Genomic DNA, 12270 nt, shown 5'->3' on the forward strand with positions numbered 1-12270 from the left:
AGGGCATATCGCTATTAATTCAGTAGCAAAAGAGCGGCGGGCGTGAACCCGCCGCCGGCTCAGCCCTGGGCGCGCTTTTGCAGGATCTCGAAGGCCGGCAGCGTCTTGCCCTCCAGCACTTCCAGGAAGGCGCCGCCGCCGGTGGAGATGTAGCCCACGTCCCTCTCGATGCCGTACTTGGCGATGGCCGCCAGCGTGTCGCCGCCGCCCGCGATGCTGAACGCGCTCGATTCGGCGATCGCCTGGGCGATGGTCTTGGTGCCGTTCTCGAACGCGGCGAACTCGAACACGCCCACGGGCCCGTTCCACACGATGGTGCCGGCCTGCTTGAGTTGCGCGGCCAGCTTCTTCGCGGTCTCGGGGCCGATGTCCAGGATCAGGTCGTCGTCGGCCACGTCGGCGGCCGCCTTCACCGTGGCGGGCGCATCGGCCGAGAAGGTCTTGGCCACCACCACGTCGGTGGGAATCGGCACCTCGGCGCCGCGCGCCTTCATGGCGTCGATCACGGCGCGGGCCTGGTCCAGCAGGTCGGGCTCGGCCAGGCTCTTGCCGATCGAAAGGCCGGCGGCCAGCATGAAGGTGTTGGCGATGCCGCCGCCCACGATGAGCTGGTCCACCTTGTCGGCCAGGCTTTTGAGGATGGTGAGCTTGGTCGAGACCTTGCTGCCCGCCACGATGGCCGCCAACGGCCGCGCGGGCTGGGCCAGGGCCTTGGTGATGGCGTCGATCTCGGCCGACAGCAGCGGGCCGGCGCAGGCGGTCCTGGCGTATTCGGCGATGCCGTAGGTCGTGCCCTCGGCCCGGTGCGCGGTGCCGAAGGCGTCGTTCACGTAGATGTCGCAGAGCGCGGCCATCTTCCTGGCCAGCGCGGGGTCGTTCTTCTTCTCACCGGGGTTCACGCGGCAGTTCTCCAGCAGCACGACCTGGCCGGGCTGCACGGCCACGCCGTCCACCCAGTCGGCCACCAGCGGAACCTCGCGGCCCAGCAGTTCGCCCAGGCGCTTCGCAATGGGGGCGAGCGAGTCGGCGGGCTGCAGCGTGCCCTCGGTCGGGCGGCCCAGGTGGCTCGTCACCATGACGGCGGCGCCGGCGTCCAGCGCCATCTGGATGCAGGGCACCGAGGCGCGGATGCGCGTGTCCTCGGTGATGTGGCCGGCGTCGTCCTGCGGCACGTTCAGGTCGGCGCGGATGAACACGCGCTGGCCACGGGCCTGGCCTTGGGCGCAGAGGTCGGAAAAGCGAAGGATGTGCATGGATCGATGGGGCCGGCGGGCGGCGCGGGGAGGGTGGAAAACTGCGCCGCATTGTAGGTGCGGCCCCGTGCCCGGCCGTGTCGGCCGGCGCCGCCCGTAGGCTACCAGCCCAGGCCGATGTGCAGCGGCAGGTACACCACCATGCCCACGACGATGGTGCCCAGGATGCCGCGGCGCCAGAAGTAGTAGCCGGCGGCGCACAGCACGGACGGCAGGCGCGCGTCCTGCAGCGTGCCGATCAGCTCGCCCTGCGCCATGAAGATCTCCGGCGCGATCACCGAGGCCAGCGCGGCCAGCGGCGCGTACTTGAGGCCGCGCTTGAGCCAGCCCGGCAGGGGCAGTTCGCGCTCGGGGATCATGAAGAACGCGCGCGACACCACCGTGATGGCGGCCAGCCCCAGGATGGCGATGGTGGGCTCGACCCAGGACCAGTTCATGGGTGGCGCTCCTCGCGCAGCGGCACCACGTCGCCGTCCTGCACGTGCTTTTTCTCCTCGGGGGGCAGCGCGCTCTCGGCCGGCACCAGCAGCACCTCGGGCTTTCGCAGGTGGCGGTCCACCGTCTCGATGATGAGGCCCACCGCCACGGCCGCCGCGATGGCCACCAGGATGTTCAGCTTGAGCGGCAGCGCGAACGCCGCGATGGCCGCCGTCATGGCCACGCCCGTGGCCAGCCAGGTGGCGCGGTCGAACAGCATGGACAGCATCACGCCCAGCAGCGCCAGCACGCCCGCGAAGCCCAGGCCCCACGACAGCGGCACCACGTTGGCCAGCAGGATGCCCGTGATCGACGGCACCTGCCAGGACAGCCAGTTGATCGATGCGGCGCCCCAGAAGTACGGCACCTGCTCGGGCTGCGGCGTGGGCTGGGGGTAGCGCTTCATGAACGCGACGAAGATCACGTCGCCGCTGAAATACCCCACCGCCAGGCGCCGGCGCAGCGGCAGGTGCGCGAAGTAGCTGCGCCATAGGCTGCTGAAGATGACGAAGCGCAGGTTCACGCACGAGGCCGTGAGCCACACCACCCACAGCGGCGCGCCGACGGCCATCAGCGGGATCACCGTGAGCTGCGCGCTGCCCGCGTACACCGCGAGCGACATGAAGATCGCCATCGGCACCGACATGCCGCTCTTGACCATGGCCACGCCGGTCACCAGCCCCCAGGCGCCCACGCCCACGCTGGTGCCGAACATGTCCAGCACGCCCTGGCGGTAGGCGGGATGCCGGACGAGCGCGCCCAGTCCCCGGGCGCTCATTCCCGCGCCCCGGCCGGCGCGCCGCCCCCCAGCACCATGCCGGGCGCGAGCGCGAAGCCGCGCAGGAAATCGGCCACCGGCAGGCGCTTGCCGCCCGCGCGCTGCAGCGTGGTCAGGCGCAGCGCGCCGTGGCCGCAGGCCACCGTCACGCCGGCGTCGTTCACGGACAGAATCTGCCCGCACGGCATGGAATCCGCCGGCATCGTGCTATCAATTTCGTAGCTCCACACCTTGATCGCCTCGCCGTCCAGCGTGGTCGATGCGCCGGGAAACGGGTCGAAGGCGCGGATGCGCCGGCCGATCGCCTCGGCGGGCAGGGCCCAGTCGATGGCGCTCTCGGCCTTCTCGATCTTGTGCGCGTAGGTCACGCCCTCGGCGGGCTGGGGCGTGGCGGGCAGGCCGCCGCGGGCGGCGCGCTGCAGCGCCTCGACGACCATGCGGCCGCCCAGGTCGGCCAGCCGGTCATGCAGCGTGGCCGTGGTGTCACCAGGGCCGATGGCGGTCTTCTCGATGAGCAGCATGTCGCCCGTGTCCAGGCCGGCATCCATCTGCATGATGGTCACGCCCGTCTCGGCATCGCCCGCCTCGATCGCGCGGTGGATGGGCGCCGCGCCGCGCCAGCGCGGCAGCAGGCTGGCGTGAATGTTCAGGCAACCCCTGGCCGGCAGGTCCAGCACCCACTGCGGCAGGATCAGCCCGTAGGCGGCCACCACCATGGCATCGGCCCCGGCGGCGACCAGCGCATCGCGCGCGGCGGCGGCGTCCTCGGGGTACTTGCCGTCCAGGCGCAGGCTGCGCGGCTGCGCCACGGCGATGCCGTGCTCCAGCGCGCACTGCTTGACGGGCGAGGCCTGCAGCTTCATGCCCCGGCCGGCGGGCCGGTCGGGCTGGGTCAGGACGAGGGGGACGGTGAAGCCGGCGTCCAGCAGGCGCTGGAGGGCGACGCGGGCGAAGTCGGGCGTGCCGGCAAAGACGATCTTCATGAAGGCGGTCGCGGCGTCAGAATCCCAGCAGATCGCGGGGATCGGGCTCGTCCGTGAACATCACCTTCACCACCACGCCGCGCGGGTCGATGTGCACATGGCCGAAGCGCCGGGTGCCCAGGTCGTCGCGGAAGCGGTAGGTCCAGATGTCGCCGTCGAAGCGCGCCACCTGTTCCACGCGCATCGGCGGGCCGAAGGTGCGGCGCACGTCGTCCACCGTCCAGCCGGCCGGAATGCCGGCCAGGTTGTTGAAGGTGAGCACCTGGTCGGTGCGCACGAGGCGGCCGCCGGCATCGAAGTCCATGTGGTACACCTGCCGGCCCGCGGGCTGGGTGGTGTACAGCAGCCGCTCGCCGCCACCGGGCAACGGCGTGACGGACACCGGCGGGCCCAGGTTCTGCAGCACCTCGGCGCGCGAGGCGCCGGGCTTGACGAAGTCGGGCGAAGCGCACGCGGTGAGCACGGCCGCCAATCCGATGGCGGCCACGCCGCGCGCCAGGGAGGAAAAGGAAAGGGAGCGCCAGGCGATCATGATCGTGCCTCACGTTGCTGCTTGAGCATCTTGGTCTTGATGCGGTTGCGTTTGAGAGGAGAGAGGTACTCGACGAACACCTTGCCCAGCAGGTGGTCCATCTCGTGCTGGATGCACACCGCCAGCAGGCCCTCGGCCTCGACCACGCGGGACTGGCCCTGGGCGTCCAGCGCCCGCACGTGGACCGCGGTGGAGCGCGCCACGCCGTCGTAGATGCCGGGGACCGACAGGCAGCCTTCCTCGCCCACGGTCTTTTCCTCGCTGGCCCAGAGGATCTCGGGATTGATGAAGACCTGGGGCTGGTCGTGGTCCTCGGAGACGTCGATGACCACGATGCGCTCGTGCACGTCCACCTGCGTGGCCGCCAGGCCGATGCCGTTGGCGTCGTACATCGTGGCCGCCATGTCGTCCAGCAGGGCGCGCACGCGGTCGTCCACGGCCTGGACCGGCTTGGCCACCGTGTGCAGGCGGGGATCGGGGTAACAGAGAATAGGAAGAATGGCCATGGCGAACCCGGAAAGATGTCGCTATTTTCGCCACTTTTGACGGGGACGGCCGCCGGCCGCCGCAATAATCGTTGCCCAATCAAGGGCTTGGGCTGAGAATCCGAGAAGATTTGTAACGTATCAACCGGCGGGTTTTGTAACCGACAAACACGCGCTGGCGCCAGCGAGGGGCGTTTCGCAATGCATGACAAGAGGAACAACATGACGGCATCCACAGGCTTGCGGCCCACGGCGCTGGGAGCGCTGGCTTTTCTGGCCGCAGCCCTGCTGACCGGCCCCGCGCATGCCCAGAACTACCCTGTCACCACCGATCAGCGGGCCACCGCCCAGCAGGTGGCGTCCCGGGGCGTGCCGATGTCGGAACTGGCCGCCAACGCGCCGGACACCTATGTGGTCAAGCGCGGCGACACCCTCTGGGGCATCTCCGGCATGTACCTGCAGCGCGCCTGGCGCTGGCCCGAACTCTGGGGCATGAACCTGCAGGCCATCCCCAATCCGCACCTCATCTTCCCCGGCCAGACGCTGTATCTGGAAAAGGTGTACGGCTATGCCCGCCTGCGCACCAGCCCGTCGGGCCAGGTGCCCAATGACACGGTGCGCGTCTCGCCCCGCACCCGCACCGACAGCCTGGCCGGCACCGCGCTGCCCACCCTGCAGCCCCACCTGATCGAGCCGTTCCTCGTCGAGCCGCTGGTGGTGGACGAACTCACGCTGCAGCAGGCCCCGCGCATCGTCGCCACCGTCGATGAACGCGTGCTCATGGCCAGCGGCGACCGGGCCTACGTGCGCGGCGCCACCGGCAATCCGCTGCGCCTGGGGCCCGGCGTGCCGCGCCAGTACCGCGTGTTCCGCAATGCCATCCCCATGAAGGACCCCGAGTCCGGCGAGATCCTGGGCTACGAAGCCCAGTACGTCGGCAAGGCCGAACTGGTGCGCGGCGAGACTACCGAGGAAACGCGCGATCCCAAGGGCGAAGTCACGCTCGACGTGGTGCCCGCCACCGTGGACCTGAGCAGCGCCAAGGAAGAAATGCGCGCCGGCGACCGCCTGCTGCCCGCCCCCGCCCGCGGCTACGCCAGCTACACGCCGCGCGCGCCGCAGGCCCCGGTGGATGCGCGCGTCGTGTCGCTGTATGGCAGCTCGGCCGTGGCCTATGCCGCGCAGAACCAGGTGATCGCCATCAACCGCGGCACCCGCGACGGGATCGAGGCCGGCCATGTCCTCACGCTGCTCACCAAGGGCGAGCGCATCAAGGACAAGACCGACGAGAACAAGGCCATGATCAAGCTGCCGAGCGAGGCCAACGGCGTGGGCATGGTGTTCCGCACGTTCGATCGCGTCTCCTACGTGCTGCTGCTGCAGGTGCAGCAGGGCGTGCGGGTCGGCGACCGCCTCGTCAATCCGCAGTAAGCCCTGCGGCCCTCTCCAGGGGCGCCTTGGCGGGCGCCCCTTGGCCTCGGGATGCCTGCTTTGACCTCCATGGATCGGGACGAATTGGCCGCCTGGCTGCGGCTGGCGCTCACACCCGGCGTCGGCAATGGGGCCGCGCGCCGGCTGCTGGCCGCGTTCGGGCTGCCGCAGAACCTGTTCACCGCATCGCCAGCGGCGCTGCAGGCCTGTGCCACGCCCGCCCAGGCGCGGGCCCTGGGCACCGTGCCGCCCACGCTCGAGGCACTGCTCGAGACCACCTGGCAGTGGCTGAACGGTGCGGCGCCGGGTCAGCCCGCCCGCCAGATCGTCACGCTGGGCGATCCGGCCTATCCGCCGGGCCTGCTGGCCACCGAAGACCCGCCCCTCATGCTCTACCTCATGGGGGCACCGCGGTTCCTGGCACAGACGACACCCTGGACGACCGAGCGTTGCATCGCCATCGTGGGCAGTCGCAATCCCACGGCACAGGGCGCCGACCATGCACGGCAGTTCGCGCGGGCGCTGCGCAGCGCCCGTTTGTGCATCGTCTCCGGCCTGGCGCTGGGCGTGGATGCTGCGGCGCACGAAGGTGCGCTGGATGGAGGAGTGGACGTTGCCGACGACCTGCCCGCGACCCTCGCGGTGGTGGGCACCGGGCTGGACCGCGTCTACCCGCGCAAGAACCTGGACCTCGCCCACCGCATCGCGCAAAACGGCGTGCTGGTGAGCGAGTACCCGCTGGGCACGCCGCCGCTGGCGGGCAATTTCCCCAAGCGCAACCGCATCATCGCCGGGCTGTCGCAAGGCACGCTGGTGGTGGAGGCGGCGCTGGCCTCGGGCTCGCTGATCACCGCCCGGCTGGCGGCCGAGCAGGGGCGGGAGGTGTTCGCCATTCCCGGCTCCATCCACGCGCCGCAGTCCCGGGGCTGCCATGCGCTGATCCGGCAAGGGGCCAAACTGGTCGAGTCCGCGCAGGACGTGCTGGAAGAATTGCGCTTGGCGCCTTCCGAGGCGCCGCGGGCCGCGCCCGCATCGCAGGCGCCCTCGCCGCATAGCGATGGCGATGGCGACAGCAGCGAGGCTTTGCCGGCGGGAGAGCACGCGGCACTGCTGCAGGCGCTGGGGTTCGACCCGACCGGCCTCGATGCGCTGGTGGCGCGCACCGGCATGGATGCCGCGTCGCTGCAGGTCGCCTTGCTCGAACTGGAACTGGAAGGGCAGGTCGCCCGCCTGCCCGGCGGGCTCTTTCAGCGCATGGGACGGGCCTGAGGCGGGGCGCACGGCATTGCAGCGCCGCCCCATCCATCAGCCGCCTAGGCCCATCACAGGCCCAGCATCAGCTTCAGGTTCTGCACCGCCGCGCCGCTGGCACCCTTGCCGAGATTGTCCAGGCGCGCCACCAGAACCGCGTGGCGGTAGTTTTCATTGGCGAACACGCGCAGTTCGAGCTGGTTGGTGTCGTTGAGCGCCAGGGCGTCGAGCTTGCCGTCTTCCGTCGGCGGCAGCACCTTGACCCACTGGTCCGGCGTGTTGCTCTTGGCGTAGTGCGCGACCAGGGCGTCGTGCAGGTCGGCTGCCTTGGGCGCGCCGGGCAGCAGGTCCAGGTGCAGCGGCAACTGCACCAGCATGCCCTGCTGGAAGTTGCCCACGGCCGGCACGAAGATCGGCCGGCGGGTCAGGCCGGTGTACTTCATGATCTCGGGCAGGTGCTTGTGCGACAGGCCCAGGGCATACAGCTCGAACGCCGGGGCGGCGTTTTGCTCGTAGGCTTCGATCATCGTGCGGCCTCCGCCCGAGTAACCGCTCACCGAAGGCAGGGCCAGCGGGAAATCGACCGGCACCAGGCCGGCTTCCACCAGCGGGCGCAGCAGCGCAATCGCCCCGGTGGCATAGCAGCCGGGGTTGGCCACCCGCGTGGCCGATGCCACGGCATCGCTCTGGCCCGCGGCCAGTTCGGGAAAGCCGAACACCCAGCCCGCCACCGTGCGGTGTGCCGTGCTGGCGTCGATCACCTTGATGCGGCGGCCGCCGGCCTTTTCGATCTCGTCCACCATGGCCACGGTCTCGCGGGCGGCATCGTCGTGCAGGCACAGGATCACCAGGTCCACGCCGGCGATCAGTTCGCGCTTGGCGGCCGGGTCCTTGCGCCGCTCGGGCGCGATGCTGACCACCTGCACCTGCGGCATTGCCTGCAGGCGCTCGCGGATCTGCAGGCCCGTGGTGCCGGCTTCGCCGTCGATGAAGACTTTGGACATGGAATGCTCCTGCAAAAGATGGCCGTGGCGGCCCGCCGTGGTACGTGACATCCGCAAGGGATGGTGCATCGCAGCATGATACAGTCGCCGGTTGCCATGTCACCCGCCCGCGGCCAGACATCTGCTCATGGCAAACGGGTTACCAACATCCTTCCCTGAGAGAGACCTCATGAAGATTCACGAATACCAAGGCAAGGAAATCTTGCGCAATTTTGGTGTGCCCGTTCCGCGCGGCATTCCTGCTTTCACGGTGCAGGAAGCCGTGGAGGCTGCCCAGAAGCTCGGCGGCCCCGTGTGGGTGGTCAAGGCCCAGATCCACGCCGGTGGCCGTGGCAAGGGCGGCGGCGTGAAGGTCGCCAAGACCATCGACGATGTCAAGCGCATCTCGGGCGAAATCCTGGGCATGCAGCTCAAGACGCACCAGACCGGCCCCGAAGGCCAGAAGGTCCGCCGCCTGTACATCGAAGACGGCGCCGACATCAAGAACGAACTGTATGTCTCGCTGGTGACCGACCGCGGCACGCAGAAGGTGGCCTTGATCGCTTCCAGCGAAGGCGGCATGGACATCGAGGAAGTGGCGCACTCCACGCCCGAGAAGATCATCACCGAGATGATCGATCCCCTGACCGGCATCACCGCCGAGCAGAGCAAGAAGGTGGCTGCAGCCATCGGCCTGACCGGCGCTTCCATCGACCAGGCCGTGGACATCTTCGCCAAGATCTACAAGTGCTACATGGAGACGGACGCTTCGCTGGTGGAAATCAACCCGCTGAACTGCGACTCCAAGGGCAACCTGATGGCGCTGGACGCCAAGTTCAACTTCGACGCCAACGCGCTGTTCCGCCATCCTGAAATCGTGGCCTACCGCGATCTGGACGAAGAAGATCCGGCCGAAGTGGAAGCCTCCAAGTTCGACCTGGCCTACATCAGCCTGGACGGCAACATCGGCTGCCTGGTGAACGGCGCCGGCCTGGCCATGGCCACCATGGACACCATCAAGCTGTTCGGCGGCGAGCCGGCCAACTTCCTGGACGTGGGCGGCGGTGCCACCCCCGAGAAGGTCACCGAAGCCTTCAAGATCATGCTGAAGAACCCCAAGGTCGAAGGCATTCTGGTCAACATCTTCGGCGGCATCATGAAGTGCGACACCATCGCCACCGGCGTCATCACCGCCTGCAAGGCCGTGAACCTGAACGTGCCGCTGGTCGTGCGCATGAAGGGCACCAACGAAGAGCTGGGCAAGAAGATGCTGGCCGAATCCGGCCTGCCCATCATCGCCGCAGACACCATGGCCGAAGCTGCGACCAAGATCGTTGCTGCCGTCAAGTAAGCCCGGAGAACACACATGTCGATCTACATCAACAAAGACACCAAGGTCATCACCCAGGGCATCACGGGCAAGACCGGCCAGTTCCACACCGAAAAGTGCCAGGAGTACGCGAACGGCAAGAACGCCTTCGTGGCGGGCGTGAACCCCAAGAAGGCCGGCGAGTCGATCTTCAACATTCCGATCTACGCCTCCGTCAAGGAAGCCGCATCGCAGACCGGCGCCACCGTGTCGGTGATCTACGTGCCGCCCGCAGGCGCTGCCGCTGCCATCTGGGAAGCCGTGGAAGCCGATCTGGACCTGGCCATCTGCATCACCGAAGGCATCCCGGTGCGCGACATGCTCGAAGTGCGCAACAAGATGAAGGCCAAGGAAGCCGCCGGCGGCAAGAAGACGCTGCTGCTGGGCCCCAACTGCCCCGGCCTGATCACGCCCGACGAAATCAAGATCGGCATCATGCCCGGCCACATCCACCGCAAGGGCCGCATCGGCGTGGTGAGCCGTTCCGGCACGCTGACGTACGAAGCCGTGGCCATGCTGACGGAAGTGGGCCTGGGCCAGTCGAGCGCCGTGGGCATTGGTGGCGACCCCATCAACGGCCTCAAGCACATCGACGTGATGAAGGCTTTCAACGACGATCCCGACACCGATGCCGTCATCATGATCGGCGAAATCGGTGGTCCGGACGAAGCGGAAGCCGCCCAATGGTGCAAGGCCAACATGAAGAAGCCGATCGTGGGCTTCATCGCCGGCGTGACCGCCCCTCCCGGCAAGCGCATGGGCCACGCAGGCGCACTGATCTCCGGCGGTGCCGACACGGCCGATGCCAAGCTCGCCATCATGGAAGAGTCGGGTTTCATCATCACCCGCAATCCTTCCGAGCTCGGCAAGCTGCTCAAGGCGCAACTGAAGTAATCTGTAAGCAAAACTACGGACGAAAGGGGTTTGCAGCCCCGATAAACTGCGCTCTCCCATAAAAGAAGAGGCGCCCGAAACCCTGGTTTCGGGCGCCTCTTTCATTCATAACACGGAGATACCTCGCATGGAATTCCTGCACACGGCCGACTTCTGGATCGGCCTCGTCAAGATCGTCTGGATCAACATCATCCTGTCCGGCGACAACGCCGTGGTCATCGCACTGGCCGCGCGCTCGCTTCCCCCGCACCAGCAGAAGAAAGCCATTTTCTGGGGCTCCGGCGCCGCCGTGGTGCTGCGCATCGTGCTGACCGTGGTGGCCGCCAAGCTGCTCGAGCTGTCGTTCCTGCAGATCATCGGCGGCTGCCTGCTGCTGTGGATCGGCCTGCAGCTGATGACCGACAGCGACGAGGACGGCGAAGGCTCCCAGTCCGGCGGCGGCCTCATGGCGGCCGTCCGCACCATCCTGATCGCCGACCTGGTGATGAGCCTGGACAACGTGATCGCCGTGGCCGCCGCGGCCCACGGCAACATGGTCCTGTTGATCCTCGGCTTGGCCATCAGCATTCCGCTCGTCATTTTTGGCAGCACGCTCATGATCAAGCTCATGGAGCGCTTTCCCATCATCGTCCTGTTCGGCGCTGGCCTGATCGGCTGGGTGGGTGGCGAAACCATCGCCAGCGATGCATCGCTGCACGATGTCGTCCTGGCCCATCCTTCCTTGCACTATGTGGCGGCCGCTCTGGGCGCCCTGTTCGTGGTGGGCGCCGGGAAATTCCTGCAGGCACGGGCCCAGCAAAACTCGGCGGCCGCCGGTTGATGCGGTTGTGCCCCCGGTAGCCCGATGAAAACTTGGGGTCGGCCGACCCCGAGGCCCTCTCGGCGGCGGGTCCGTCGTCTATGATGCGGAACGCGACGCAACAGGGCACGACATGGGGGATTTTCAAAAAACTGCAACAGGGACTGCGCACACCGGTGGCGCAGCTTTGCTTCTCCCTGCGCCGGGTGAAGCATGACCTTGGGTATCAAGCTGAACTATCAGTTTTGCGCCCGCACCGACCAAGGCCGGGTGCGCTCGAACAATGAAGACGCCGTGATCGCGGACGCCAGCGCGCAGCTGGCGGTGCTCGCCGATGGCATGGGCGGGTACAACGCGGGCGAAATCGCAAGCGGCATGGCCACCAGCCTCATTCACGACGAAATGACCCAGTGGCTGGCGCAAGCCGGCCCCCGTGCCGCGTCGACGGAAGTGCGCCGAGCGCTGGAAGACTGCGTGGAGCGCACCAACCACGCCATCTTCGATGCGTCGCTCTCCCATCCGCAGTATTCGGGGATGGGCACCACAGTGGTGGTCGGCGTTTTCCTGGGCGATCGCCTGATCCTCGGGCACATCGGCGATTCACGGTGCTACTGCCTGCGCGGCGGCGTGCTCAGGCAGATCACGCGCGACCACTCCTGGCTGCAGGAACAGGTGGATGCCGGCATCCTCACGCCCCAGGAAGCGGCGATATCGGGCCAGCGCAACCTGGTCACTCGCGCCCTTGGCGTGGAAAGTGCTGTACTGGTCGAAATCAATGAGTTTCCCGTGGAGCCGCAGGATCTGTTCGTGATGTGCTCGGATGGCTTGACCGACATGGTCGAAGACGATCAGATTCAAGCGCTGGCCCTGGTACAGGAACCCCTGGAGGACAAAGCCGCCCATCTGATCGAAGCCGCCAATGCCCGGGGCGGCCGCGACAACATCAGCGTGCTGCTGGTGCAGGCGGGATCCATTGAGAGGAAGCGCGGCTTGATGTCGCGATTTTTGCGTGCCGATTGAAGTTGAATCAGCCAC

General features: G+C 67.8%; 13 protein-coding genes. 6 read left to right on the top strand and 7 right to left on the bottom strand.

What is annotated here, in order from left to right; all coding sequences use genetic code 11:
• Positions 1-59: 59 nt before the first annotated feature.
• The 6 genes from AVAK2825_RS15890 to def all read right to left on the bottom strand — a co-directional run bounded on the left by AVAK2825_RS15890 (position 60) and on the right by def (position 4529).
• The gene (locus tag AVAK2825_RS15890; RefSeq protein ID WP_284400584.1) at positions 60-1253 is read right to left on the bottom strand and encodes a phosphoglycerate kinase; all 1194 of its coding nucleotides are present in this window, start codon (positions 1251-1253) and stop codon (positions 60-62) included.
• Between the two features lie 101 nt (positions 1254-1354).
• Entirely contained in the window at positions 1355-1690 is a 336-nt protein-coding gene (locus AVAK2825_RS15895) for an AzlD domain-containing protein (protein ID WP_284400587.1), read from the bottom strand.
• Positions 1687-2508, bottom strand: a complete 822-nt coding sequence (locus tag AVAK2825_RS15900) for an AzlC family ABC transporter permease (RefSeq protein WP_284400590.1) — start codon at positions 2506-2508, stop codon at positions 1687-1689. The genes AVAK2825_RS15895 and AVAK2825_RS15900 overlap by 4 nt, the downstream gene beginning before the upstream one ends.
• The gene (gene fmt / locus AVAK2825_RS15905) at positions 2505-3491 is read right to left on the bottom strand and encodes a methionyl-tRNA formyltransferase (protein WP_284400593.1); all 987 of its coding nucleotides are present in this window, start codon (positions 3489-3491) and stop codon (positions 2505-2507) included. Before fmt ends, AVAK2825_RS15900 begins: the two co-directional genes overlap by 4 nt.
• 16 nt (positions 3492-3507) lie before the next feature.
• A complete protein-coding gene (locus AVAK2825_RS15910) occupies positions 3508-4023 on the bottom strand; it encodes a hypothetical protein (RefSeq protein ID WP_284400596.1) in 516 nt (171 codons plus the stop codon).
• Positions 4020-4529 carry a peptide deformylase gene (gene def / locus AVAK2825_RS15915; RefSeq protein ID WP_272566510.1) on the bottom strand — a complete coding sequence of 170 codons (510 nt, stop codon included), beginning with the start codon at positions 4527-4529 and terminating at the stop codon, positions 4020-4022. The genes AVAK2825_RS15910 and def overlap by 4 nt, the downstream gene beginning before the upstream one ends.
• Positions 4530-4730: 201 nt before the next feature.
• Between def and AVAK2825_RS15920 the strand changes: the two genes are divergently transcribed.
• Positions 4731-5939 (top strand): LysM peptidoglycan-binding domain-containing protein, encoded by a 1209-nt coding sequence (locus AVAK2825_RS15920; RefSeq protein ID WP_284400600.1) that lies wholly within the window; start codon positions 4731-4733, stop codon positions 5937-5939.
• 69 nt (positions 5940-6008) lie between these two features.
• Complete coding sequence (dprA, locus tag AVAK2825_RS15925) at positions 6009-7208, top strand: DNA-processing protein DprA (protein WP_284400835.1); 1200 nt, start codon at positions 6009-6011, stop codon at positions 7206-7208.
• Between the two features lie 53 nt (positions 7209-7261).
• On the opposite strand, the gene argC is transcribed toward dprA, so the two are convergent.
• Positions 7262-8194: an N-acetyl-gamma-glutamyl-phosphate reductase gene (argC, locus tag AVAK2825_RS15930; protein WP_284400604.1), complete on the bottom strand. Its 933-nt coding sequence runs from the start codon at positions 8192-8194 to the stop codon at positions 7262-7264.
• A gap of 169 nt (positions 8195-8363) precedes the next feature.
• Here argC and sucC point away from each other — a divergent pair, with 169 nt between their 5' ends.
• From sucC to AVAK2825_RS15950, 4 genes are all read left to right on the top strand, one after another.
• Complete coding sequence (gene sucC / locus AVAK2825_RS15935) at positions 8364-9524, top strand: ADP-forming succinate--CoA ligase subunit beta (protein ID WP_272566514.1); 1161 nt, start codon at positions 8364-8366, stop codon at positions 9522-9524.
• A gap of 15 nt (positions 9525-9539) precedes the next feature.
• Entirely contained in the window at positions 9540-10436 is an 897-nt protein-coding gene (gene sucD / locus AVAK2825_RS15940; RefSeq protein ID WP_092742583.1) for a succinate--CoA ligase subunit alpha, read from the top strand.
• Positions 10437-10563: 127 nt separating this feature from the next.
• The gene (locus tag AVAK2825_RS15945) at positions 10564-11256 is read left to right on the top strand and encodes a TerC family protein (protein ID WP_284400617.1); all 693 of its coding nucleotides are present in this window, start codon (positions 10564-10566) and stop codon (positions 11254-11256) included.
• A 192-nt stretch (positions 11257-11448) separates the two neighbouring features.
• Positions 11449-12255 (top strand): Stp1/IreP family PP2C-type Ser/Thr phosphatase, encoded by an 807-nt coding sequence (locus AVAK2825_RS15950; protein ID WP_284400620.1) that lies wholly within the window; start codon positions 11449-11451, stop codon positions 12253-12255.
• Positions 12256-12270 lie beyond the last annotated feature (15 nt).

Origin of the sequence: Acidovorax sp. SUPP2825 (assembly GCF_030158995.1) — a bacterium.
In the GTDB taxonomy this organism is placed as follows: Bacteria; Pseudomonadota; Gammaproteobacteria; order Burkholderiales; family Burkholderiaceae_C; genus Paracidovorax.

Coding starts and splice junctions, on each gene's coding strand:
- AVAK2825_RS15890 (WP_284400584.1), bottom strand. CDS start 1,253: ATGCACATCCTTCGCTTTTCCGACCTCTGCGCCCAAGGCCAGGCCCGT.
- AVAK2825_RS15895 (WP_284400587.1), bottom strand. CDS start 1,690: ATGAACTGGTCCTGGGTCGAGCCCACCATCGCCATCCTGGGGCTGGCC.
- AVAK2825_RS15900 (WP_284400590.1), bottom strand. CDS start 2,508: ATGAGCGCCCGGGGACTGGGCGCGCTCGTCCGGCATCCCGCCTACCGC.
- fmt (WP_284400593.1), bottom strand. CDS start 3,491: ATGAAGATCGTCTTTGCCGGCACGCCCGACTTCGCCCGCGTCGCCCTC.
- AVAK2825_RS15910 (WP_284400596.1), bottom strand. CDS start 4,023: ATGATCGCCTGGCGCTCCCTTTCCTTTTCCTCCCTGGCGCGCGGCGTG.
- def (WP_272566510.1), bottom strand. CDS start 4,529: ATGGCCATTCTTCCTATTCTCTGTTACCCCGATCCCCGCCTGCACACG.
- AVAK2825_RS15920 (WP_284400600.1), top strand. CDS start 4,731: ATGACGGCATCCACAGGCTTGCGGCCCACGGCGCTGGGAGCGCTGGCT.
- dprA (WP_284400835.1), top strand. CDS start 6,009: ATGGATCGGGACGAATTGGCCGCCTGGCTGCGGCTGGCGCTCACACCC.
- argC (WP_284400604.1), bottom strand. CDS start 8,194: ATGTCCAAAGTCTTCATCGACGGCGAAGCCGGCACCACGGGCCTGCAG.
- sucC (WP_272566514.1), top strand. CDS start 8,364: ATGAAGATTCACGAATACCAAGGCAAGGAAATCTTGCGCAATTTTGGT.
- sucD (WP_092742583.1), top strand. CDS start 9,540: ATGTCGATCTACATCAACAAAGACACCAAGGTCATCACCCAGGGCATC.
- AVAK2825_RS15945 (WP_284400617.1), top strand. CDS start 10,564: ATGGAATTCCTGCACACGGCCGACTTCTGGATCGGCCTCGTCAAGATC.
- AVAK2825_RS15950 (WP_284400620.1), top strand. CDS start 11,449: ATGACCTTGGGTATCAAGCTGAACTATCAGTTTTGCGCCCGCACCGAC.